20 protein-coding genes are annotated in these 22,069 nt (G+C 54.0%); 6 read left to right on the forward strand and 14 right to left on the reverse strand.

The annotated features are described in order from the left end of the window. Positions 1 to 50 precede the first annotated feature (50 nt). The 3 genes from JSS75_12920 to JSS75_12930 are packed head-to-tail and all read left to right on the forward strand — an operon-like array spanning position 51 to position 3,123. Entirely contained in the window at positions 51 to 1,013 is a 963-nt protein-coding gene (locus JSS75_12920) for an ABC transporter permease (protein MBS1904603.1), read from the forward strand. Continuing rightward, a complete protein-coding gene (locus tag JSS75_12925; GenBank protein ID MBS1904604.1) occupies positions 1,010 to 2,089 on the forward strand; it encodes an ABC transporter permease in 1,080 nt (359 codons plus the stop codon). Before JSS75_12920 ends, JSS75_12925 begins: the two co-directional genes overlap by 4 nt. A 32-nt stretch (positions 2,090 to 2,121) precedes the next feature. Continuing rightward, positions 2,122 to 3,123, forward strand: coding sequence for an ABC transporter ATP-binding protein (locus JSS75_12930; GenBank protein ID MBS1904605.1), 1,002 nt, complete (start codon positions 2,122 to 2,124; stop codon positions 3,121 to 3,123). Positions 3,124 to 3,138: 15 nt separating this feature from the next. On the opposite strand, the gene speB is transcribed toward JSS75_12930, so the two are convergent. The 13 genes from speB to JSS75_12995 form a co-directional block, all read right to left on the reverse strand. Then, positions 3,139 to 4,050, reverse strand: a complete 912-nt coding sequence (gene speB, locus JSS75_12935) for an agmatinase (GenBank protein MBS1904606.1) — start codon at positions 4,048 to 4,050, stop codon at positions 3,139 to 3,141. A gap of 107 nt (positions 4,051 to 4,157) precedes the next feature. Beyond that, complete coding sequence (locus JSS75_12940) at positions 4,158 to 5,306, reverse strand: T9SS type A sorting domain-containing protein (protein MBS1904607.1); 1,149 nt, start codon at positions 5,304 to 5,306, stop codon at positions 4,158 to 4,160. Between the two features lie 152 nt (positions 5,307 to 5,458). Continuing rightward, positions 5,459 to 7,111 (reverse strand): polysaccharide biosynthesis protein, encoded by a 1,653-nt coding sequence (locus JSS75_12945; protein MBS1904608.1) that lies wholly within the window; start codon positions 7,109 to 7,111, stop codon positions 5,459 to 5,461. Between the two features lie 25 nt (positions 7,112 to 7,136). Beyond that, positions 7,137 to 8,393 carry a hypothetical protein gene (locus JSS75_12950; GenBank protein ID MBS1904609.1) on the reverse strand — a complete coding sequence of 419 codons (1,257 nt, stop codon included), beginning with the start codon at positions 8,391 to 8,393 and terminating at the stop codon, positions 7,137 to 7,139. Between the two features lie 7 nt (positions 8,394 to 8,400). Next, positions 8,401 to 10,017 carry an SLBB domain-containing protein gene (locus JSS75_12955; GenBank protein ID MBS1904610.1) on the reverse strand — a complete coding sequence of 539 codons (1,617 nt, stop codon included), beginning with the start codon at positions 10,015 to 10,017 and terminating at the stop codon, positions 8,401 to 8,403. A 225-nt stretch (positions 10,018 to 10,242) separates the two neighbouring features. After that, positions 10,243 to 10,728 (reverse strand): DUF177 domain-containing protein, encoded by a 486-nt coding sequence (locus JSS75_12960; protein ID MBS1904611.1) that lies wholly within the window; start codon positions 10,726 to 10,728, stop codon positions 10,243 to 10,245. Positions 10,729 to 10,772: 44 nt separating this feature from the next. Next, entirely contained in the window at positions 10,773 to 11,471 is a 699-nt protein-coding gene (locus JSS75_12965; protein MBS1904612.1) for a hypothetical protein, read from the reverse strand. Between the two features lie 8 nt (positions 11,472 to 11,479). Next, positions 11,480 to 12,892, reverse strand: a complete 1,413-nt coding sequence (locus tag JSS75_12970; protein ID MBS1904613.1) for a hypothetical protein — start codon at positions 12,890 to 12,892, stop codon at positions 11,480 to 11,482. A 14-nt stretch (positions 12,893 to 12,906) separates the two neighbouring features. After that, a complete protein-coding gene (locus JSS75_12975; GenBank protein ID MBS1904614.1) occupies positions 12,907 to 13,590 on the reverse strand; it encodes a sigma-70 family RNA polymerase sigma factor in 684 nt (227 codons plus the stop codon). 44 nt (positions 13,591 to 13,634) lie between these two features. After that, complete coding sequence (locus JSS75_12980) at positions 13,635 to 16,007, reverse strand: hypothetical protein (GenBank protein ID MBS1904615.1); 2,373 nt, start codon at positions 16,005 to 16,007, stop codon at positions 13,635 to 13,637. Continuing rightward, a complete protein-coding gene (locus JSS75_12985; GenBank protein ID MBS1904616.1) occupies positions 16,004 to 16,918 on the reverse strand; it encodes a hypothetical protein in 915 nt (304 codons plus the stop codon). The genes JSS75_12980 and JSS75_12985 overlap by 4 nt, the downstream gene beginning before the upstream one ends. An 81-nt stretch (positions 16,919 to 16,999) precedes the next feature. After that, a complete protein-coding gene (locus JSS75_12990; protein MBS1904617.1) occupies positions 17,000 to 18,154 on the reverse strand; it encodes a methionine adenosyltransferase in 1,155 nt (384 codons plus the stop codon). Positions 18,155 to 18,218: 64 nt separating this feature from the next. Further along, positions 18,219 to 19,202, reverse strand: a complete 984-nt coding sequence (locus tag JSS75_12995; protein MBS1904618.1) for an NTP transferase domain-containing protein — start codon at positions 19,200 to 19,202, stop codon at positions 18,219 to 18,221. Positions 19,203 to 19,309: 107 nt separating this feature from the next. Here JSS75_12995 and JSS75_13000 point away from each other — a divergent pair, with 107 nt between their 5' ends. After that, the gene (locus JSS75_13000) at positions 19,310 to 20,362 is read left to right on the forward strand and encodes a hypothetical protein (GenBank protein MBS1904619.1); all 1,053 of its coding nucleotides are present in this window, start codon (positions 19,310 to 19,312) and stop codon (positions 20,360 to 20,362) included. 84 nt (positions 20,363 to 20,446) lie between these two features. On the opposite strand, the gene JSS75_13005 is transcribed toward JSS75_13000, so the two are convergent. Further along, positions 20,447 to 20,728, reverse strand: a complete 282-nt coding sequence (locus tag JSS75_13005) for a hypothetical protein (GenBank protein MBS1904620.1) — start codon at positions 20,726 to 20,728, stop codon at positions 20,447 to 20,449. Between the two features lie 247 nt (positions 20,729 to 20,975). Between JSS75_13005 and JSS75_13010 the strand changes: the two genes are divergently transcribed. Next, positions 20,976 to 21,509: a 50S ribosomal protein L10 gene (locus JSS75_13010; protein MBS1904621.1), complete on the forward strand. Its 534-nt coding sequence runs from the start codon at positions 20,976 to 20,978 to the stop codon at positions 21,507 to 21,509. Positions 21,510 to 21,572: 63 nt separating this feature from the next. Then, positions 21,573 to 21,956, forward strand: a complete 384-nt coding sequence (gene rplL / locus JSS75_13015; GenBank protein ID MBS1904622.1) for a 50S ribosomal protein L7/L12 — start codon at positions 21,573 to 21,575, stop codon at positions 21,954 to 21,956. The last annotated feature ends 113 nt before the right edge of the window (positions 21,957 to 22,069 follow it).

Genomic DNA, 22,069 nt, shown 5'->3' on the forward strand with positions numbered 1-22,069 from the left:
TGTCGATTGAGTGTGTAATTTTGTCTGATGTAACGGCTATTGCGGCGCGAATGCTCGTATTTACGATCAGGAAGTTTTTCTATTCGATCCTCATCATCTTCGGGGTGATGAGCGTGATCTTTTTCGTGATGAATCTGCTGCCAGACCCGGCTCGCATGATGCAGGGGCAGCGTGCAGATCTCAGCACCCAGGCAGCGATCCGTCATGAACTCGGCCTCGACCTCCCCGTCTGGCAGCGATACGTGAATTTTCTTACCAAGACGGCTACCGGCGATCTCGGTCGTTCGTACTCGTCGAATCGCCCAGTGCTCGATAGCATCCTCGAACGCTTTCCGGCGACAGCGATCCTCACGCTGAGTGCGATGGTACTCGCTACGCTCATCGGCATTGGCATCGGTATCCTGTCGGCAGTGAAGTCGTATTCGCTACTCGATAACATATCAATGATCTTTGCACTCGTCGGAATCAGCGTGCCTTCGTTCGTCTTTGGCCTGTTAATGATTATTGCCTTCGGATCGTGGCTGCAGATTTTCCCGATCTCAGGTTATGTGATCCAGGACAGTTCGAAGTGGTACGAATTCTGGAATTTCCATTGGGAATACTTGGCGCTCCCGATGCTGACGCTCGCGCTTCGACCGATCTCGATCATCGCACGGGTGACGCGTTCGAGCATGCTCGACGTCCTGACAAGCGATTACATTCGCACTGCTAAAGCGAAGGGTTTGTCAGCCCGTAAAGTCATATTCCGTCATGGCTTACGAAATGCACTTAATCCGGTGGTTACGACTGTTGGCTCGTGGCTCGCATCGCTGCTCACGGGTGCGTTTTTCATCGAGTATATCTTCAACTGGCCCGGCATCGGCGCGCTTGGCTTCGATGCCATCCCTCGGTCCGACTTCCCGACCATTCAGGGGACGGTACTGTTCTCGGCGGTGATTTTCGTTGTGATCAACTACATCGTTGATATCCTCTACGCCAAGCTTGACCCGAAAGTAAAACTCTCCGGCCGATGAGCGTAACACCCCGGGTTCACGACCCACTCGCACTCCCGACGACGCAATCGCGGTCGTTGTGGTACTATTCATGGAAGCGCCTCAAGCGAAATCGCCTTGCGATGGCAGGCTTCTATGTGACGATTCTGATCGTACTGATTGCGCTGTTGGCAAATTTTATTTCGCCGGCAGACCCGAATCTTCAGATTCTCGAATACTCCACAAAGCCAAGCGGCTTCCAAGGAAATATTCTCCTGCGCACCAACGATATTCCGGGACAGGGACCGGTACCGATCCCGATCCAAAGCTATATGATCTCGGGAAATGAGGTGCAGTACCTATCGGACGAGGGCAATTCGCGTCATATTCTGATCGCAAAGCTCTACGGAAACTCCGAACGTGAATGGCATAAACAACCGACGTATTATCTCGGCACCGACCGCTATGGCCGCGATGTGCTTTCCCGGTTGATCTATGGTGCGCGTATCTCCTTGACGGTAGCGTTTTTCTCCGAGATCCTCAGTCTGCTCATCGGCGTAGTGCTCGGTGCATTGGCAGGGTATTATCGCGGCTGGGTGGACGAGGTCATCAATTGGATTACGAATGTATTTTGGTCGATCCCCACGATCCTTCTGGTTATTTCGATCTCAATCGCCTTGGGGCTCGGCTTTATCCAGACCGTCATTGCAATCGGCATTACCGGCTGGCCCGATATGACGCGTATTGTGCGCGGCCAATTCTTCTCGCTTCGCGAGACGGAGTATGTCGAAGCGACGCGTGCGCTGGGGCTTGGCAATATTCGTGCGATCTTTCGCCATATCCTACCGAATGCGATCGGTCCGATCATCGTCATTGCGACAGCCGGCTTTGCGACGGCCATTATCTACGAAGCATCGCTCTCCTTCTTGGGACTCGGCGTTCAGCCGCCGACATCGACGTGGGGACAGATGATCTATGACGGGTATGGTTTTATCGCTGCGGGTTCGAACTGGGGCCTGACGATCTATCCGGCTCTGGCAATTATGCTTGCAGTTTTTGCGTTCAATCTCTTCGGCGACGGGCTCAGAGATGCGTTCGATCCGAAACTCAAGCGATAACCCGAATTTCTAACTTCTTCCATTGCACATAAATGGCGCTTCTTGAAGTCAAGAATTTGCAGACGTACTTCTTTACCGATGATGGCGTAGCGAAGTCGGTTGATAATGTTTCCTACACAGTCGATCGCAAGCAGACGCTTGGCGTCGTGGGCGAGTCCGGTTGCGGCAAATCGGTGACGGCGCTCTCGATCATGCGATTGATCCCCAATCCGCCTGGCAAGACTGTCGGCGGCGAGATCTTTTTCGAAGGCCGCGATCTGCTCAAGCTGCCGGAAGAAGAAATGCGTGCCATTCGTGGCAACAAGATCAGCATGATCTTCCAGGAGCCGATGACATCGCTCAATCCGGTGTTCACCTGCGGCGACCAGATTGCCGAATCGATCCTCCTGCACCAAAAGTGCACCAAAGAAGAGGCAAAAGAGCGCGCGATCGAGATGCTCCGCAAGGTAGGTATCCCCGCACCGGAGCAGCGCTACGGCGAGTATCCGCACCAGCTTTCGGGCGGTATGCGCCAGCGTATCATGATCGCCATCGCGCTTGCCTGTAACCCGGATATTTTGATCGCCGACGAACCGACCACCGCACTCGACGTGACGGTTCAGGCCCAGATTCTGGAGCTCATTTCCAGCCTGCAGGAGTCCCTCGGTATGGGCGTGATCCTTATCACACACGACCTTGGCGTGATCGCAGAACATGCCGACAACGTCGCCGTGATGTATGCGTCCCACATCGTCGAGTACTCGACGGCCGATGAAGTGTATTTCAACCCGATGCATCCGTATACGATCGGGCTGCTTGGTTCTATCCCGAAACTGAACGTCGAATCCGACCGCCTGATGACGATCGAAGGGACCGTACCGGTGCCAACGAACTATCCTCCCGGATGCAATTTTGCATCACGCTGTCCGTATGCAACCGAGAAGTGCTTGGCTGAGGAGCCCGCGCTCGTCGAGCAGGAACCGGGACACTTCGTCGCTTGCCACCACTGGGCAGAAGTGAAAGTCAAACGCCCCGAGCATCTCGTCGAGGCGTAAGTCTCGAGCGAGCGCTTACTTCGCAAGCGCAAAATTCATCAGCCGATATACCAGCTTCGCGACTAAATATGTCGCATGTTGTTGTGCCGGGTTCGGGACCAATTCCACGACGTCGAACCCGACGATCTTCTTCCCTGCCTTGCGTAGCTCGCGAAAGATCTGCATCGTCTCGTTCCAGTAGAAGCCGTCCGGTTCCGGCGTACCGGTCGTTGGCATGATCGACGGATCGAAATAGTCCACGTCGAACGTCACATATACTTCGTTCGTCGGCAAGGCGGTTGCCACCTTGCGCTGCCAATTGGCCGAATACTTCCCCCGACGGATATCGGTTGCGTAAAAGGTCCTGATCTTCTCCCGTTTGATAAACTCGTATTCTTCGATACACTGCGCGCGAATCCCGACTTGTACTACCCGGTTCATTGGGAAACGGACATCGTCGGCAACCCGGTGCATGAAGCAGGCGTGGCTATATAGGGTACCGCTATACGCATTGCGGAGATCGGAGTGTGCATCGAAGTGCAGCACGGACATCTTCGGGTATTTCTTGAAGTGCGCGGCGATCGGCGCGGTCGAGATCGTGTGTTCGCCGCCGAGCGTCACAACGAACTTACCAGCTACCAGTTCTTCGGAGACGGCCCGTTCGAGTAAGTCGAGGGCCTTCTTTCCTTCCAGCGAGCCGTAGCGCAACGGTGGCAGTGTTGCGATCCCTGTCTTGAAGCACAACTCCTGAAAGAACTCGTCATCGAAGAACTCGACATACTGCGATGCATTGACGATCGCAGCCGGTGCCTTGGCAGTCCCCTTCCCGTAGCTGACCGTCTTTTCGTACGGAGCCTGGATAATCGCAACCTTGCTCGTATCGTAGCTCGAATACTGCTTCTCGAGCCCGAGGAAGTTCTTTGCGGTCGGTAGTGCTGTTTTCTTCATTTGGTTGAGAGTTGGGTTCGAGTCGAAAATAGAAAGGCCATAAAACAAACGAGGCGGCACAAAGTGTGCCGCCTCGTTGTGTGAAGCGTAACCATCACGACTGGAAATTACTTCGCAAGCACCATGCGCTTGGTCTGGCTGAATTCGCCGGCCTTGAGCGTATAGTAGTAGGTACCGCTCGGCAGGTTCTCTGCGTGGAACGTGACCTGATGCTGGCCTGCATCGACCATTCCATCGACGAGCGTAGCAACCTCACGACCAAGCGTATTATAGACCTTCAACGTCGCATTGCTGCGCTCGGTAAGGCTGTAATGGATCTCGGTCGACGGGTTGAACGGATTCGGGAAGTTCTGGCCAAGGGTATTGCTGATCGTGGTTTCCCCGTCAACAGCATCCGGCAAGTTCGGATTGTTGGTCACCCATGCCTTCACCCAGTAATTATCTGACCACGCGTTCTGGCTTTGATCGATAAAGATCGAGATACTCGAAGTGTCATTGTGGGCACGGGTAAAATACCCACGCACCTTCGTAATATCGACGCCATTGCCATTGAGGTCAAAGAACACCGAATCATGTAGGATTGCGAAGTAGTTCTGCGTTGAACTACTCGTACCATTGACGAAATCGATTGCCGGCTGGATCTCGACAAAAAAGTCCTTCGAGAGACGTTTGTGATTCATCGGAACCCGAAGCGGGAAGAATGAGCCGTCAGTCGGAAGCCCCGAAAGATCGTCGAAGGAAAGCACAACGGAATCGATGGCCTTGCCAAACGCTGCGTACGGCAAACGATTGCCGCTCGGTTGGAAATTGTTACGCAACTTGATGGTCAGCGCATTGGCGTTGAGGCTATCTGTCGCCATCTGAACGAGGTTCGGAATGGCGATGGCGATCTCGATCGTATCCACATAGCATGCATACGGAGCGGACATACGCATCTGGTACGACGTGATCGTATCAACGAAGCTGCCGCCAGCCCCGTCGGATGTATTTATGTAGCTCGGCAAGTACGAATACAACAGCGGTAGTACTGTCGTATCTACATAAAACATACTATCATAACGGAATGCAGCCGGGTTGGCGGGTTTGCCGGTCAATGACACGTGCGGCAAGACGGCATTGGAAACCTTGGCTGCCGTTACACGGCGAGTCAGGGATGCGTTGCCAGTCTTCGCAACAGCAGAACCCTGGGCCAACACGGGAGAGCAGAGCCCGATGACTACGCTAAGAAACAGAAATCTAGTAACAAGTTTATTCATACCAGCGCTTGGTTTGGTGATGGTTAGTAGTAGTTGTACGGCCCTTTGCCGTGTAACACATAGTAAACCCGCCAAATCGTAAAAAGTTGCGAAAATTGCTCTGGCAAACCCACCAGTGGTCGGACTGGGGTAATAGAATACTGATCAACCAGTTACGAACTTGCCGACCGCAATCGCCGTATCAGCATATCCACCTCCCCCACCCGAAATAGTCGGTAGAGTACGAGCACCAACAACGCGTTGATGATCCCTCCTCCGATCGCTACGGGCCACGGACCAACAGTGATAAGTGGTGTGTGCAAAACAAGATAGGAAATTCCGGTGGCAATGACCGATGCAACAAGGATGTGCAACATGCCCGATATATCGGTCGAATTTCCGACGATCGATCTGGAAAAATACCACTCTGCCGCCACCGCAGCAAGATTGGCATATTGTGTGCCGATCAGTGCGCCCATCCCTCCGAAATAGTAAATCAGAGGGATATTCGCCGCCATGTTGGCAACTCCCCAGAACAGCCGATTGCGAAACACCAGGCGCTCTTTACCGATCGCCACGAGTGTCGTGATTTGCATTCCGCCTCCGAAGAACCCCACACTCGTGATTAATGCCGCAAGGCCGACACGGATCATCGGAGTGCTCTCGGCAAACTGCGGCCCGAATAACGCCGCTACGATCGTGTCGGTGAAGAAGAGGACATAGATGCACAATGGAATGAGGAGTACATTCTGCGAACCCGCGATCTCGTGACGTGCTTTCGAAAGCGTGGGATATCCGCGGCCACCGGTAGCATGCTCGTCGTCATGAACGAGTTTCGAGAATACAGATGTCAATGCACCCCCTAACCCGAATAGGAAGACGTATTCCGTGACCAACAGCACGACCGACGCCGCTTGGTAGAATCCGATCTGCGCAGAATGCTCGCCGAGCATGACTCCCATGACCATCACGTCAGATTGTTTCCCGAGGATCATCGAGAGTATGTCGTTTCCCCAGGTTGTTATTCCATAGAGCATCATGGGGGTCGCAAGCAACACTGCTACCTGCCGAGGAGCTTTCACGAGCGACCAGATCATCCGCCCCATCACCTTCAGCGACATGTGTCGAGTCTTACCCTGTGCTTGCACATGACTTCGGACAACGCTACGCAGCGAAGCGAACAAGATCGCGGCAGAGATGATATACGAGCCTACATAAACACCGATCGCCCGATTTGCAGTGATCTGTCCGAATTGCAGAAGACCGAATCCGGCAATGATCAGGAGCAACCGAGAAACGACGCTGGCGACGAACACGCGGCGAGTTTCGAGCAGCCCTGTAAGCGCCAAGGTCGAGAATGCCACGATCGCCTGTGCGTAGAGAAACACAAGCAGAAGCGGCACCTCATGCTGTAACGAACCGAACAGCCCAGAAGTCGAAGGGAATACGAACGGCACTACGATCAACACAACGCTCACCAACAGACCGATGGCGGTTATTGTCAGTAATCGGAACGAGAGCAGCGTATTGAGAAAATGCGAGAGCGAAAGTGTCTCGATCGAATCGAATCGTTCGACAGTTGCATCGGAATTCTGAACGACACGTTGAATATAACGAAGCAGCACACCGTCAACCGCGAACGCCCCGAACATGGCGAGTGCAATAGCGACTGCAAGAAAGATAGAATACGGAGCGGAAACCTCCGGACCAAGCCGCCGGACAACAAGGATAGTATAGAGAGTGAGAAGCCCGAACTCGGATATTTTATACAGGTAGTTCCAAATGAACCCACGAGTTGCCTGCACCTTAAAATCGTGTCCGGGCATAGCGGATCGGTGTTGAGGGGGTTGCTTAAGCCCTTCGACCGCGCAGATACCCCATCATCGTCAGGTAGCGCTGATGGTCCTCGGGGTTCGATGTGACATCTTCCCGAAACTTCATCCAGGATACCGTGATAATCGAGAGCACAACACCGACAAATGTACCGAGTAGCAACATGATCGACCGCTTCGGCGACGCCTTGCGAAGCGGAAGTGTTGCCGAATCGAGAACAGTGAACGTCGGAAGATCGCGTTGCTCATTGATCCGTTCCTGTTCGAGCTGCTGGCGGAGAAACGCCGATACCGTCTCGAGCATCTTCACCTCACGCATGAGTTTCGCAAGCTGACGAGCGAGTTCGGGGACGTCCTTCAATGCCAACACATACTCACCGACGCCACCATCGTCATATTTCTTCAACTCCCTCGTCGTTTCATCGAGTCGCTGACGCAATAACTGGACGCGGGTCGCATCCGGCGAAAGATCATGCTCTGCAGCGCCGAGTTCGATCTGCAACTGCTGTTGCTGTGAGGATAGGAGCGCGGCACCGGTCACGGCAGCGGACAACTGCTCGGTCAACGCGACGGCCTTGTTTTGCTCCTGGAAGGCTTGGAGCCGCGCGTAGGCAGTATCCAGCGATCGAAGCCGAGCATTGTATTCGTTCTCGGTGAAGATTCGCGTATTTCGTGCCGATGTCATCAGGCGTTCGCGATTATAGCGATCAAGTTGGTTCACGTAGAGCCGTGCGAGCTTCGGGACAAGATGCCGCGCTTGTTCTTTTTCTGCCGAACTCGGAAGCCAATGGGTCTTGACATCCACTTGGACATTGAACATACCGTTACGCAACGCTTCCGACGTCAAACATTCGCGTATGCTGCCGGCAATGGCATCGACCGAGGTATCGAACGTGGAAAAATACTTATACATCGCCGAGTCCTTCGCGACTTCCTCCGAGACCGTGCGCGAGTCGATGACGTTCTTGAACATATCCAAAGCCGGATTTTCCGCACCTTTCATCATATCCAGCGCAGACGAACCGCTCAGGAACGAAAGAAGCTGGCTCCCCGACGATTGCTTTTCCGGTGGGATCAGTGTAGCAATTCCCTCGTAGGTAAACGGCATGACGAATGAAATCCCGATCGAGAGTGCTGCACAAAGGAACGTCACGACGATCACCGTACGCTTGTGTTTGGCAAGCACCGAGACGAAATCCAGAATATGCGGATCTCGCTTGCGTGCATACCCCGGTGTCTCGCTCGGCGTCGTCGGCTGCGGATGTTCGTGATTCATCGGGTCGTTAGGCTTTCTTGAGCAAGAGGATACCGGCGATGATCGTGATGATCTGCGCCGTCACAGCGGTGACTAACTGAAAATTCTGCCAGAAGGTCGGCCGCTCGGGGGGGATCACGATCGTATCGCCGGATCCGATCTGGTACTGACTGTCGGAATGCGGATCGATGTATGTACCGGTGCGGGAATTGGTTACCCGGACGCCACCTTTATCGGCCGACGAAGTATAGCCCCCGGCTGCTCGAATGTAATCGTCAACCGTATGCCCCTCAATGTACATCACATTCCCGGGGTTCACCACACTGCCGAGCACGGAGACAAATCCACGTGCGCGAGGCACCCAGATCGAATCGCGATCGCGCAAGATTATATTCTGTGATTCGTCGCCCTTGAGTATCAGATCGTGGAAATTCACAACCATCACACTGCGGCCAAGCTGCCGTGAGCGGGCCATATAATAGTTATACTGGTCGTCGGTGACGCGCTTGTCATCGGTGACATGCGTTCGTTCGAGCATGATCAGCTCAGGATCGCTTTCCCACGACCCGACGCCTGCACGTCGCAAGACGACCGCTTCGTCTAATGAGCCGCTGCTGAGTATGCCGCCCGCACGGGTCAGGATATCGCGCAATCGCGTCTGCCCAAGCGTGATGGAGTAGCGACCGGGATATTCAACCTCTCCCGCGATCGAGACAACCCGAGGCTCGTGATACTGTCCGGCCCCTCTGATGGAGATGACATCACCTTCCTGAAGAAGAATGTCATTCCCCTTTGAGAAATCGATGTATGATAACTGTGCGACATTCGAGGCGCCATCGACGAAGCGTGAGAGTTCGATAGAATCGAACCGCGCCGACGGCAACGCGCCGCCTGCTACGGCAATGAGTGTCGAGAGCTTATCGCCATCGGCAAATTCGTACGTGCCGGGTGTCGCTACGGCGCCGTTGATCATGACGTATCGTGTCACTTTCGGGACCACAATCACATCCCCTCCTTCGACGATGGGGTTCGACCCCAAATCGCCTGTTACATAATATCGCTTGAGATCTGCCTTCGTTCGAAGTGACCCGTCTGCTCGGCGAATCTCGATATTGCGCAGCGAGGAATGCGAGTTCATATCGCCCGCTTTCTGGATTACCTCACTCGCGCGCATCATACTCGTGATCGTTTGCACTCCGGGGAAGAGCACTTCACCGAGCACGCTGACCTTCAACGAGCGAAGCTTGCGTAGCGATAAATGGGCGTCCGGATTACGGTAGTCGTGCAGGAGCAACTTGTTGAGTTTTGCCTCGGCGGCCGGGACCGTCAGCCCCGACACGGTTACTTCCCCTGTTTGCGGTAAGATGAGCTTTCCTTCTGGAGTAACCGTCAGATCCTGGTCGAGGAAGTGTGCCGCGAAGACATTGAGATAGACTCCATCACCGGGGCCGAGGATATAGGTTGACGGATCGACCGCAGATTCCAGCGCTTGCGGATCCGCTCCGGCCCTGATCATTTGCCGCTGCGACATCAACCGTTCAACGGTCGTATCGGCGACAGCAGTCCGGTTCTCGATCGTACGTTCGGGCGAAGTGAACTGCGCGTGCGATGTGTCGGCAAGGGCCAATAGTACTATCGCAGCCATAGCGGTCGAGCACCAGAGCCGGACAGTCCTATAATGTCTTCGAAGATCTCTCATGAAGCGTCGAAAGTCAGAATGCGTACGTGTGATAGCGATTCCCCTGCCGGAAACTACGTTCGGCCGAGCGCAAGGGTTCGCGTGCGTTGGTGCAAATTCCGATGCCCGAAGCGAATGCGGTTATCGTTAACAGTAGCGCTTGGAAACAAGTTTAGGGGCGACCGAGACGAGTTACCCTGGTTTTTCTTCGCTGCGAAGCCGCTCGTAAAGGGCTCCGAGCGCGGAAAACCGCTCATCGACCGACGGAGCTGGTGCCGATTCCTGCGTGAGCCCTTTGCAGTCCGGCGAACAGAGTTTTTTCATCGGCACGGCAAGCAGAAGGGCATCGTGTACATCCTCGGTCAGATCGACCTCAAAGAGCATTTGCGGATCAAACGAATGAACATACCCGGTATCTTCGAGCTCTATCCCCTCTTCTGCGGGTGTGTATGTGACGGTGAGTGGAACAACATAGGATGCATCGAACTCGTCGGCGCAGCGATCACAGGTATGTCGGAGCGTCGTCGAGACCGTGAGGCGAAACACGTAGGAATCCGAGGCAAGAAGCGAGCCGACCACCGAGATCGGTCGGATTGCATCTTCAACCCCGAGCGTCGCCGGATCGACGGTAATATCGAGCGGGTGTTCGCCTTCGCGAATACCGCGAAGACGGATCATCAAAGAATCGGTTGAATAGAACATGGCAAATGCCACAACTCAGATCAGCGTGGCCTAGTTTCTGCAAGCTGTGCGATGCGCAACGTCCTTCCCGATGCATCCTTCCAGACCATATATGTCGGACCGACCGATTTCGCATAATATACGCCGAGAGTAGCCCCGTTTTGATACTCCGGTTCTACCGGGACTCCGGGCCCCACAACATCGGTGACCTGATACGTCACATGATAGACATTCGAATAGCTCTTTGCGCCCACCGATGTCGAGGAGAAATAATTATCGACAGTCGCACTAACGGTCACAACCGAAGCATTTGACGTCGTCAATTGCGCACACGCCACCCATTTCGTGCCAACCGACAGAAGCCCGCTCAGGCGCGCCACGGCATTGACCGATCCGTTGAGTTGCAACGATTCGATCACGACGGTGTCCGTCACGATCGCATCCGTAGAAGTCACGCTCCCCGTTGCGCTGTCGGTAATTTCATAGTGAGCAGCATGGGTGTAGGGGGCCGCAAAATTCGATGCACGCTCGCCAAGATAGCGATGGAATATTGTGCTCGAGGTCAATAGAGCGACTGATGAGTCATGCCAGACATATACAGTCGCCGTATCTCTCGGGGCATAGAAGGTGCTCAAGAGTGTGAACTGCGGGAAAGCATCCTCACTTGAGTTCGGGCTTGGAACACACGAACCGAGGCTCGATGCAATGAGCACCGCAATGAGAATATTTCGGAGGTTCATCAAGCGTGTCAGAATCTCCAGGATAATTCGATCGAAGGCCCGATAAAGCCGTCGATCTCGGAGGGTTTCACCGTCCCGATCAACAATGAGTGCATTTTCGCATACTTTGCTTGCGCTGCCAAAAGCGCCCCGTTGATCTTATTATTCGAATACCCCATTCCTTCGACGCCGACACGCAGCAGGAGATTCTCCTGCAGATCGACCGACGTAAAGAGCGACGCACGCGGCATTAGCATCCCGCTAAAATCCGTTGCTCCTCCGAACGACAGATCGATCGGCATCGAGAGCACGGAGAAGTGGGTGCCAAGCTCGATACCGGCAATCGTCCGGTACTGTAAATGGGGTTTCATCCCGAGGTCGATCGAACCGTCCGCTTCCAACCCGACGCTATCGACGCCGGTTTCGGAAGGGGTGAACAGACCGAGAGTGCCGGTCACACTCAGCCAATTCGTCAAGAAATAACTCCCGCGTACCTCTGCGAGCGAACCCGTAAATCCCTGTTCGCTCCCGGGCCATTTGCCGCCGCCGGTGCGAACGGAGAATTGGAACGGACGCAGCGTTTCCGCATTCCCTCCGGTAAGTGTTTTCCCATCCAACGGATTGGGTTTACGCTGTGATGTCTCGGGGTCTCGGATATCGTTCGACGGCTGTGAAGGCACACCAGGTGGCGTTATGCTTGTCTGTTCCGGCGAGCGAACTGCGGTATTGACTGCAGGATTCGTCGGCACATTGCTTGCCGGTTTGTCGGCAACCACGACTGGAGTTGACACCGCTTCTTGGTTTTCTATAATAGAAGTGCCCGAAGCATGAGACATTTTGGCTAACTTGGCAGGCCGCCCCACCGAGTTCATGTGAGCAGAGCCCGAACCAAGAGCAGAAACCGTGCCGGAATTTGAACCTGTAGTAGGAAGTGCAACTGCGGCCCCTGCGGGGGCATTTGTCGTCACAGAAGCTACACCGGACGAAGAGAGCGTGGCAACCTGCGGCGCGCGATCAAGCGCACCGGACGTTGTATTCGCCCCAATGAGATAATACGTGATCGCACTGCCGGCAAGCAAACATGCAACAGCAATGCTCGCGATCGTGCGTCCGCGCATCGAGAAAAACATACGCGATGTCGATGCTGCGACCGGGACCACTTCCGGCTGTGTTTGGGCGGCGTTCGGCATCGGTGTAGGACCCGTGTACCCCAAATCTGAAACAGCCTTGAATACACCGGCTGTAAGCGCTACGGGGACAGCCAAGCGCTGCTTCTTGGCAAGATTGCCGACCATCTCTCGGACTTGCAAGTGCTGGCGCAGCAATGCACGCCGCTCCGGCGACACCGCAAGACGGTGCAGCAACTCCTCTTCCTCATGCGGTGCCATGTTTCCGTCGAGGAATTCCAGTATTTGCTCTTCCATGCTACTGATCGTACTCATAGACAGTGCTCTTTCTATAATTCTATGTCCGAGCGGGCTTCGTCAAACTCCTCCCCCAACTCGGATAGTACTCGCTCGCGAACTACTTGGCGAGCACGATATAAACGGACCTTCGCATTCCCTTTCGTGATGCCGATTGCCTCGGCGACCTGTTCGATGCTCAAATGCTCGAACTCCGAAAGGAGATACACTTCTTTGAACGGCATCGGCAGCTCGTCGACCACCCGATGCAAAATCGCCAGCACCTCATCGACGCTCCGGTTATCGCTCAGCGGGTCGTAGGCCGGAACCGATGCCGTACGCAATGCCTTCGAATCTTCCGGCAGCTCGTTGAAGTTTGTCACTGTATGCGGCCGGCGCATCAGGCTCACTGACAAATTATGCGCAATCCGGAACAACCATCCTGCGAACGAGCCAGTCCCGGTACTCGTGAACTTCCCTCGCCCCTGAAATACCCGAACCCACGTTTCCTGATAGATATCGTCTGCGCTTGAACGAAACTTGGGCGAGCTCAAGAGCATCTTCAGGTACGAATACAACCGATCGGCATGGCGATAGTACAGGAGCGTATAGGCAGACTCCTCGCCTTCGGTAAAAGCGGCCCATAAGTCCTCGTCCGAAAGGGCGATTTTGATATCCTGCGCTTTTTCGCTCATATACGATGCGCTCAGTGCCTCCAGATTAGAAACGCCGGGCATATTCTAAAGTTACAAGCACGTTTGCTGAATTCTCTTGTGGGCAGTTAGTCTTCAAGTGCTGAAGTCTTGCGGATACCTGAACTCTGTATAAGTATTGTTGCAATCTCCCATGGCGTTAGCTCGATGTTCTCTAATTGGCCTTGCGCATTGCGAAGGCCCAGCATGCAATTAGCATTACCATAAGATTCGATAATTCTTGCAATTAACTCCTTTGGTTCGGATTTTACATGCGGACGTTTCAAGGTCGTAAGTAGACCGTCGGAGTGAATTTCAAATACCGAGACTGTCCTGCTCAGTCGCCCTGGATGCTCCCCTTCGATCACATGCGGAGTACCCTTCGAGAGCTGGTCGTATCGATGGGGCATCCTTGCGTCTTGCCAAGTGGGCTTGCCCAATACAACATAGTTTGTAAACACCTGCTCACCTTGATCGAGGTAATGGAGAGTCTCATTTTCCCCGAGCACATGGGGTGGTACATGGTGAGCTGCCAGAGCCGAACGAGCAATCGTCAGCCCCAAGGAGGTACCGTCGCAACTCGCGCTTGTTTTGGTCGGAGCGATAACCCCAATCCCTTTACTCCCCCCGCGTGCGAAGAACCAGCCTCCAAATGGATATTCCTGCTCGCCGAATTGGCGGTCGATGACGCCGTACGGAATAGACCATGTACCGAGGGTAGTATCGGCAGGCAATGGGTAATGCAACTTGCAGACTGTTCCCTGTTCCTGCCAATTGAGTCGGATCCGATGCTCGATTACTAATTCCTCGGCGTAGACTATAATCTCTTCAATGAGGGTCGATAAAGAATACCGACTCTCGATCCGTAGCATCGACCGAAGCGGTCCGGATTCGATCAGTTTGACTGATTTGATCGTGAATTCGCCGATCGGGTTTCCAAACCCAGTAATGCCATGTCCCCACGTATCGCTCTCGTCTCGGTGCACAGTCGGACTTCGATACACCCAGTCGGCACTGGCACCTTCGTTGAGCGAGAACGAAACGAGACCATTTGATAAGCCGGCTTCGGAAACAATCAGAGGCGAAGAAGTTGGTTGGCTGGCCGAATGTCGGAGAATGTCGAACGTGGACCAACCAAGCGAAGGAACATCCACCATAGCCACAGCGCGAACACGGTCTCCGCCGATCTTGCCGCTGGCTTCGACGATCTGAGTAGGATGTACTTGACCATTGCTATCGCGGAGCGAAATGTGTTCCAGGCGTTCACCCCGTTCACTTGCTTCAGGGTGCCACAGCTCGAACTCTACAACACGATGATTGATAGAGTTTGTAGGGTTAAAAACGATCAACGATTCAATCGCACCGGTAGTATCGATCGTAGAAGCAATCCGGGCTACTGCGATGCGTTCCTGTCTTGCTGCAACGGAGATCGCTTCACTGTATGCAAGCTCGACATCGTGCATTACTTCCCTTGTCGACACTCCGCCGAGGGTATCGTGGAATTGATTGAGGAGGGTTTGATCCCATGCCGAACGCAACGCCTGCCAATCGGCGAAGTGACCGGTGGAGATTTCACCGAGTACCGACAATACTTCAGCACGAACCAAGCCGGTTTCTGCTTCTCTGTTCAATCGCTTGATCCGTGCATTTGCACTGTATGCACCGATGGCATGGGGATAGAACTCGCCAGTGAATGACGGTACTGTCTGCCGCTGATTCCGTACTACTTGAAAAAATCTCGATGGATCGCTAAATGTGAGATCCTCCCTCTCTTGCATCATCGAACGAATATCCGCAATCTCTGCCTTCGTCGGACCTCCTCCGTGGTTGCCGACACCGAAAAAAATCATCCACGTCTTGGACGCATCATACGACGGATCGCTTGAGAGCAATTCTAACTTTCGGCGAGTTGAGAATTCGAAGTTCGAGTAATGCAACGGCAACCGATATGCAAGCACACGATCGCCGGACATCGAACTCCATTCGATCAGCGCACCGGGAAGATGCATCTCGCGTTCTTCTGGTCGCATGAACACGTACTGTTGCATCCCGCATGCACACAATAGCACAGGGAGGTTTGCATTATGACCGAACGAATCGATGCAGTACCCCGTATCGCATCGAACCCCGAATCGCGATTCGAAATACGATTGCCCATGAAGGCCTTGTCGGATGAATGATTCACCGCTCGGCAGATTGCAGTCGGGCTCTACCCACCAGCCTCCCTGAAGAGACCATCGCCCGGCTCGCACCACGTCTCGTATACGCTCAAATAACTGCGGATCGGTGCGTTCAATAAAATCAAAACAAGCGGCACTCGATACTGTAAAGATCAACTCATCCGATTCCGAGATACGATCAAGCGCCGAGCGGCAGGTTGCTGCAAATGCAGCAAATCCCTCGTCCCAGCGCCACATCCAGGCAGGGTCGAGATGTGCATTGCCGATAAGATGAATGCTCATACGGTAGAAGTTACGAGTACTGGATCGAATTGCGGGACGATTCCACCACGAAATCCGATCACTTGTATTGCCGCCTTTATCCCTATCCGGACGGCGGCTGCAGTGTCCCGTGTTTTCAAGAACGCAGCGATAAACGCCGCGTTGAATGCATCGCCTGCGCCGGTCGTGTCGATCACGCGTGGCGCTGACGGCACGACGAACGTTTGCCGGGTGGTGTCAAAGAGCGTTTCGACCGGATCGCTCCCTTGCCGAAGGATGATTCGCTGAATTCCCAACTGACGATAATACTGCAACGCCTCGTCCGCCGATCGCGAACCGAACATTGCTTCATCATCAGATCTCGACGTGGAAAGTATATCGATCCGTGGGGCAAGCATTTTGACGTACGACCGCAACGCACCCATATCATTCCATTGCGTTCGCCGAACATTCGTATCGAAAAATACGAGTTGGTTTGTCGGGCGCCGCACGATCAGGTCGATGAAGCGTTCGCGGTTACTCGACGCTCCGAGTCCGATTGCCGAGAACAACAATACCCTCGCATCGTTAACGGCATGCTCGAATTCATCGTCCGATACCGAGTCGAACATAGTACGGGCCGCAGAATCGTCACGAAAAAAGGTATATGACGGCTCGCCATTGCTATCGGTGCGGATGATGTAGAGACCGTTATTCTTCGTGCTCCGTTTGAGCGAAGAGCGGTCGATACCACATTGATCGAAGAACTTCAGGAGGTCAGTACTGAACGTGTCGCCTCCGATGGTAGAATAGAAGGAGGTGTGTAGACCGAGGCGCGTGGCATAATATAATGAGTTCACGATATCGCCGGCGAAGGACTGCACGTAGCGGTTCGGTTCGACCTCTGCGAACTCGATCAGCGCCTCCCCAATACCGACGACATCGAAAGCCATATATACAAATGGAGCGATCCACTATCGTAGATCGCTCCATTCTATAATCAACGAACGAACATAGTTCGTTCAGTCCGGCACTTACGCGGCGACGGCAACCTTCTCGGCTTCTGCTTTGAGCATCTTGACGAGATCGAGCTTCTCCCACGAGAACTCGTCACGACCGAAATGCCCATAGGCAGCGGTTGCCTGGTAGATCGGACGGCGAAGATCCAAACGGGTAATGATACCGCGCGGCGTGAGATCGACATTCTTCATGATGATGTCGGACAATTCTTCATCGCCGATCTTGCCCGTGCCATGGGTCGTGACAAACACCGACACCGGCTGAGCAACGCCGATCGCGTAGGCAAGCTGAACCGTGCATTCTTCCGCCAATCCGGCACCAACGATATTCTTAGCAACGTGGCGAGCGGCATACGCAGCAGAGCGGTCCACCTTCGACGGATCTTTGCCGCTAAATGCACCGCCGCCGTGTGGAGCCTTACCGCCGTAGGTATCAACGATAATCTTTCGACCGGTCAAACCGGTATCGCCGTGCGGCCCGCCGATCTCGAACCGACCCGTCGGGTTCACGTGGATGATCGTATCGGCATCCATCAACTCTTTGGGGATCACTCGCGGGATCACATGCGCGATGACATCCTTACGAATCTGTTCCTGCGTCACTTCGGGGTCATGTTGGGTTGAAACGACGATCGTATGAACGCGTTTGATCTGACGGCCATCGTATTCGATCGTGACCTGCGACTTCGCATCCGGACGCAGGTACGGCATCAATGCCGCTTCGTTGCGTCGAATGTCTGCAAGGACTTTCACCAACTTATGTGAATAGACGAGCGTCGCCGGCATAAACTCGGGTGTCTCGTTCGTCGCATACCCGAACATCATACCCTGATCGCCCGCTCCGCCGGTATCGACGCCCATTGCGATGTCGGCAGATTGCGAATGAATTGCATTCAAGACACCGCAGGAATTCCCGTCGAACATATACTCTGCCTTCGTATATCCGATCCGATTGATGACCTCACGCGCGACCTCTTGAATATTGACATACGCGCTCGTCGTCACTTCGCCGCCGATGACAGCAAGACCGGTTGTCACGAAGGTTTCACATGCGACACGTGAATTCGGATCCTGCGCAAGCAACGCATCGAGGATCGCATCGGAGATTTGATCTGCAACTTTATCCGGATGTCCTTCGGAAACCGACTCGGACGTGAACAGGTATGCCATATCGTATTGCCTTAGTATTTGTTCAGAAATGAGCGCGCAGCATTGTGCGAGGCTGCGACGATCGTCATTGAAAATCTATCTCGGAAGAATCGCCGGCGTTGATACGCTTGAATCCTCCCTTGACATCGGCATTGTTGCCGACGATCGAGTTGTCGAGAAGAACACCTGCTACTCGAGAATCGTCACCAATGATCGAGTTGCGTACGATTGAATCTGTGACGCTGGCACCGAGCCCGATTGTCGCATACGGGCCGACGATCGAATTCGTGATCTCCGCATTCGGTGCGATATACACCGGCGGGATAATCACCGAGCCCGGAACATCGCGTGTCGTCAGATTCTTCTGGAGCAAGTGACGGTTTGTGCTGAGCAACGTTTCAGGCTTTCCGCAGTCGAACCATCCGTCGACGGTAAAGGTCGAAAACTTTTCTCCGCGATCGATCATCAGTTGCAGCGCGTCCGTCAACTGATACTCGCCTTTCGTACGACGATCGCCCGAGACGATCTCGTCAAGCGTTTGGCGCAGGAGTAGCGGGTTCTTGATAAAATACAGCCCGACGACTGCAAGATTCGTTTTCGGATTATCCGGCTTTTCGACCAGCTTCGAAATGTATCCCGATGAAAGTTCTGCCACACCGAACCGGCGTGGATCATCGACAACCTTCACCCCCAGCGCACTAGCATTCGATGTAAAGACACTCTTGAGGTCGACATCGAAAATCGTATCGCCGAGAATAATGAACAGCGGACTGCCATCGACCGGGATGAATTCGCGAGCCACCCAGATCGAGTGCCCCAAGCCGAGTAACTCTTCCTGCGTCACGAAGTTGACCGTCAACTCCGGGAAATGATCGCGGACATATTGCTCGACGAGATCGCCCATGTAGCCGACAACGATCGTCGCGCTGGTAACACCGTCGGAATGTAATCGGTCGAGGATGTGGCCGAGGATCGGCTTTCCGGCAACGTTCAGGAGAACCTTCGGAAGCGTATAGGTATGCGGTCGAAGTCTCGACCCTACCCCAGCAACAGGAATAATGGCGTGCATGCGTCCAGTCTCGTTATTATGGAAGCTCCTGTTAACAGAACTTCGTCGTACGATGTTCATCCTTCGTTCGAAACTTCCGTTCGCTCAACGTGTCATATAATAGAATCGTGCGTAAGACTCATCCATTTCCGTTCCGGCTCGTTGCCGTCATCGCTGTATTCGCTGCGCTTCTGAGCGGCTGCGACAATATCTCGTCGACCGTCGATGTGCAAGATATCGTCGAGCTGCGCTGGCAACACGATGGCGGGGCAATCTACGGTTTGATCCAGAAGTACACCCTGACGCAGTACCAAACCGGACCGACCGCCGCATATAATCTGGCACGGTTCAATTCCGACGGTTCGCTTAATAAAACAATTTCTTGCGATCAGTCCGCGGTGCCCGACGTCTCGTATTCCGTCTTTACGACGCCGGATAATTCGCTTGTCGCAACGCAGCTCGGTGGAGACCTCTATACGATTAACCCAAGCACAAACGCCTACACCAAACGGTATCTCCAGTTTCATCTCTATGCTGTTTCGCCGGATCTACACTACGCTATCGGCTCAATATCGCCGTCGAACCGAACGATCCGAACCGTCGTCGTCGTCGATCTGCAGACCGGCTCAGCCGCAACACGGACGGTGACCAGCTTCGACGTCTCGAACCTTCAGCAGCAGCCGGGTCTTTGGCTTGGCAACGGGCAATTCGCGTTGACGCTTCGCGATAGTGCAGGCTCTCAGGTTGTCATCTACGATACGACCGGAACGCTTCGGACGACACTCGGCGGAGCATCCACTGCCTTTCATAATGCCGTGTATGTTGCGAGTACCAATGCCCTCTATCTTCGAAACCAGTCCGGAAAGACGACCGATTACTCCGTTGACAAGGTCGATCTTAATACGATGGCCCGGGCTACCGTCGTGCCGATCGACGTCGAAAGTTTCGATATCTCGGCTGACGAAGGACTGCTCGTGTATAATCATTACGATCTGAATTCCGACTCGACCAAGACGCTTGCGATGTATGCCCGGAATCTGCATACCGGAGTTGAGAAACAATTGACCCGCGATGTGCTGAGTCTTGTGGCACTTTCACCCGCGGCAGATCGCGTGGCCTACATCCACGCTCGCGATGTCAACTACAATGAAGTATATACGATGACCGTCACACGACCATAGCCACGCTGTACGAACCTTCTAAAAACAGACGAGGCGCCTGCATATTGCGGCGCCTCGTGCTTTTTCAGGGTATACGATCCTGACTTAGGACTTCTTGTTGGCGTCCTTCGCGCAGCAATTCTTCGTTGACTTCTTTCCGGCCATTTCCTTGACGCAGTTCGGGTCCTTGCTGCAGTCCTTGCCATTCTTGACCTTACAATTCGGGTCCGCCTTGGTGGCCGCCGCTTTCGTCCCCTTTGCTGCACAACAGGAGCTGCTGGCCTTCTTGCCCTTCATGGCACACGCCTTGTCGCCGTCGCAGGCATAGGAAGTAACCGCGGTTGCCATGAACGAGCCCAACGCAATGAGCATCAATACTTTACGCATACAATCTCTCCAATAATAAAATGAGTAAAAAACTTCGTATAATATAGAATGCCGAGGTACGGGGGAAAGTTTCCGAACCTCGGGCTTCCCCAGTGGCCTACGCATCCCCACCCCGCAGGTTGCATATGCACATTTTTCGGTACGATTCTTGAACTTTTCAACCATACCAACAGTTTACAGTGGCTCCCTCAAAAAGGATGAGGGAGAAAATAACCGATTTTTCAGGATACGCAAACCCGACGCAGCAATGACGCGCGAAGAAAAGGCACAGGCCGTAGCCGAACTCAGTGAGATTCTCGAATCAGCTTCGAGCATCTACTTTACCGACTATAAAGGACTCACCGTCGCTCAGGCAACCGAGCTCCGTAACGAGTTCCGTAAGGCCGGCGCGAAGTATAAGGTCGCAAAGAATACGCTGATCAAGCGTGCGCTCGATGCTAAAGGCATCTCGAACGACCAGATCAATACCGCTCTTGAAGGCCAGACCGGCCTCGCATTCGGTTTTGAAGATCCCGCTGCTCCGGCTCGCGTCCTCAAAGAGTTTACCGAGAAGGTCGAGAAGCTCCAGTTCAAGGCAGCGTGGCTCGACGGCTCGATGTACGACGGCAAGCAGCTGAAGACGCTCGCTTCGATGCCGACCAAGAAAGAGATCATGGCCAGCATCGTCGGCAGCCTGCACTCCCCCATCTCCGGGATCGTCGGCGTGCTTGGCGCGTTGCAGCGCGACCTCGTCTATGTCGTCGACGCGATCGAGAAGAAAAAGGCCGAAGCAGGAGCCTAACAAGTTTACGCACTCACGTATAGCTTCAAATCTATTCACGTTTTATAACCGAGGAGCAGAATCATGGCAGATATCAATGCAATCGTTGAAACAATCTCGAGCCTGACGCTTGGCGAAGCCGCCGAGCTCAAGAAGGCGCTCGAGGAGAAGTTCGGCGTGACTGCAGCCGCACCGGTGATGATGGGAGGCATGATGCCTGCCGCAGGCGGTGCTGCACCGGCAGCAGCCGAAGAGAAGACCGAATTCGACGTCGTTCTTGCTGATGCAGGCGCACAGAAGATCAACGTCATCAAAGCCGTCCGCGAAGCGACGGGTCTTGGCCTCAAGGAAGCTAAGGATCTGGTCGATGGCGCACCGAAGACTGTGAAGGAAGCAGTCTCGAAGGCTGATGCCGAGGCTCTCAAGAAGAAGCTTGAGGAAGCCGGCGCAAAGGTCGATCTCAAGTAAGCACGCAATCTTACTATTCAAAACCCCGGATGGCTTCTGTCATCCGGGGTTTTTCGTTTATCCCTATTCCCAAAAGCTCCTGTGTAAATCCTTCTATTTATATGGTAGGTGCG

This window comes from Bacteroidota bacterium (genome assembly GCA_018266755.1).
Classification (GTDB): domain Bacteria; phylum Bacteroidota; class Ignavibacteria; order Palsa-1295; family Palsa-1295; genus JAFDZW01.

Excerpts from the sequence above, each read along its gene's own strand:
- JSS75_12995 (MBS1904618.1), bottom strand. The coding sequence starts at position 19,202 with ATGCACGCCATTATTCCTGTTGCTGGGGTAGGGTCGAGACTTCGACCG.
- JSS75_12940 (MBS1904607.1), bottom strand. The coding sequence starts at position 5,306 with ATGAATAAACTTGTTACTAGATTTCTGTTTCTTAGCGTAGTCATCGGG.
- JSS75_12960 (MBS1904611.1), bottom strand. The coding sequence starts at position 10,728 with ATGATCCGTCTTCGCGGTATTCGCGAAGGCGAACACCCGCTCGATATT.
- JSS75_13005 (MBS1904620.1), bottom strand. The coding sequence starts at position 20,728 with ATGCGTAAAGTATTGATGCTCATTGCGTTGGGCTCGTTCATGGCAACC.
- JSS75_12955 (MBS1904610.1), bottom strand. The coding sequence starts at position 10,017 with ATGGCTGCGATAGTACTATTGGCCCTTGCCGACACATCGCACGCGCAG.
- JSS75_12930 (MBS1904605.1), top strand. The coding sequence starts at position 2,122 with ATGGCGCTTCTTGAAGTCAAGAATTTGCAGACGTACTTCTTTACCGAT.
- JSS75_12980 (MBS1904615.1), bottom strand. The coding sequence starts at position 16,007 with ATGAGCATTCATCTTATCGGCAATGCACATCTCGACCCTGCCTGGATG.
- JSS75_12945 (MBS1904608.1), bottom strand. The coding sequence starts at position 7,111 with ATGCCCGGACACGATTTTAAGGTGCAGGCAACTCGTGGGTTCATTTGG.
- JSS75_12965 (MBS1904612.1), bottom strand. The coding sequence starts at position 11,471 with ATGAACCTCCGAAATATTCTCATTGCGGTGCTCATTGCATCGAGCCTC.
- JSS75_12985 (MBS1904616.1), bottom strand. The coding sequence starts at position 16,918 with ATGGCTTTCGATGTCGTCGGTATTGGGGAGGCGCTGATCGAGTTCGCA.
- JSS75_12920 (MBS1904603.1), top strand. The coding sequence starts at position 51 with ATGCTCGTATTTACGATCAGGAAGTTTTTCTATTCGATCCTCATCATC.
- JSS75_12975 (MBS1904614.1), bottom strand. The coding sequence starts at position 13,590 with ATGCCCGGCGTTTCTAATCTGGAGGCACTGAGCGCATCGTATATGAGC.
- JSS75_12950 (MBS1904609.1), bottom strand. The coding sequence starts at position 8,393 with ATGAATCACGAACATCCGCAGCCGACGACGCCGAGCGAGACACCGGGG.
- JSS75_12990 (MBS1904617.1), bottom strand. The coding sequence starts at position 18,154 with ATGGCATACCTGTTCACGTCCGAGTCGGTTTCCGAAGGACATCCGGAT.
- rplL (MBS1904622.1), top strand. The coding sequence starts at position 21,573 with ATGGCAGATATCAATGCAATCGTTGAAACAATCTCGAGCCTGACGCTT.
- JSS75_12970 (MBS1904613.1), bottom strand. The coding sequence starts at position 12,892 with ATGAGTACGATCAGTAGCATGGAAGAGCAAATACTGGAATTCCTCGAC.
- JSS75_13010 (MBS1904621.1), top strand. The coding sequence starts at position 20,976 with ATGACGCGCGAAGAAAAGGCACAGGCCGTAGCCGAACTCAGTGAGATT.
- JSS75_12925 (MBS1904604.1), top strand. The coding sequence starts at position 1,010 with ATGAGCGTAACACCCCGGGTTCACGACCCACTCGCACTCCCGACGACG.
- speB (MBS1904606.1), bottom strand. The coding sequence starts at position 4,050 with ATGAAGAAAACAGCACTACCGACCGCAAAGAACTTCCTCGGGCTCGAG.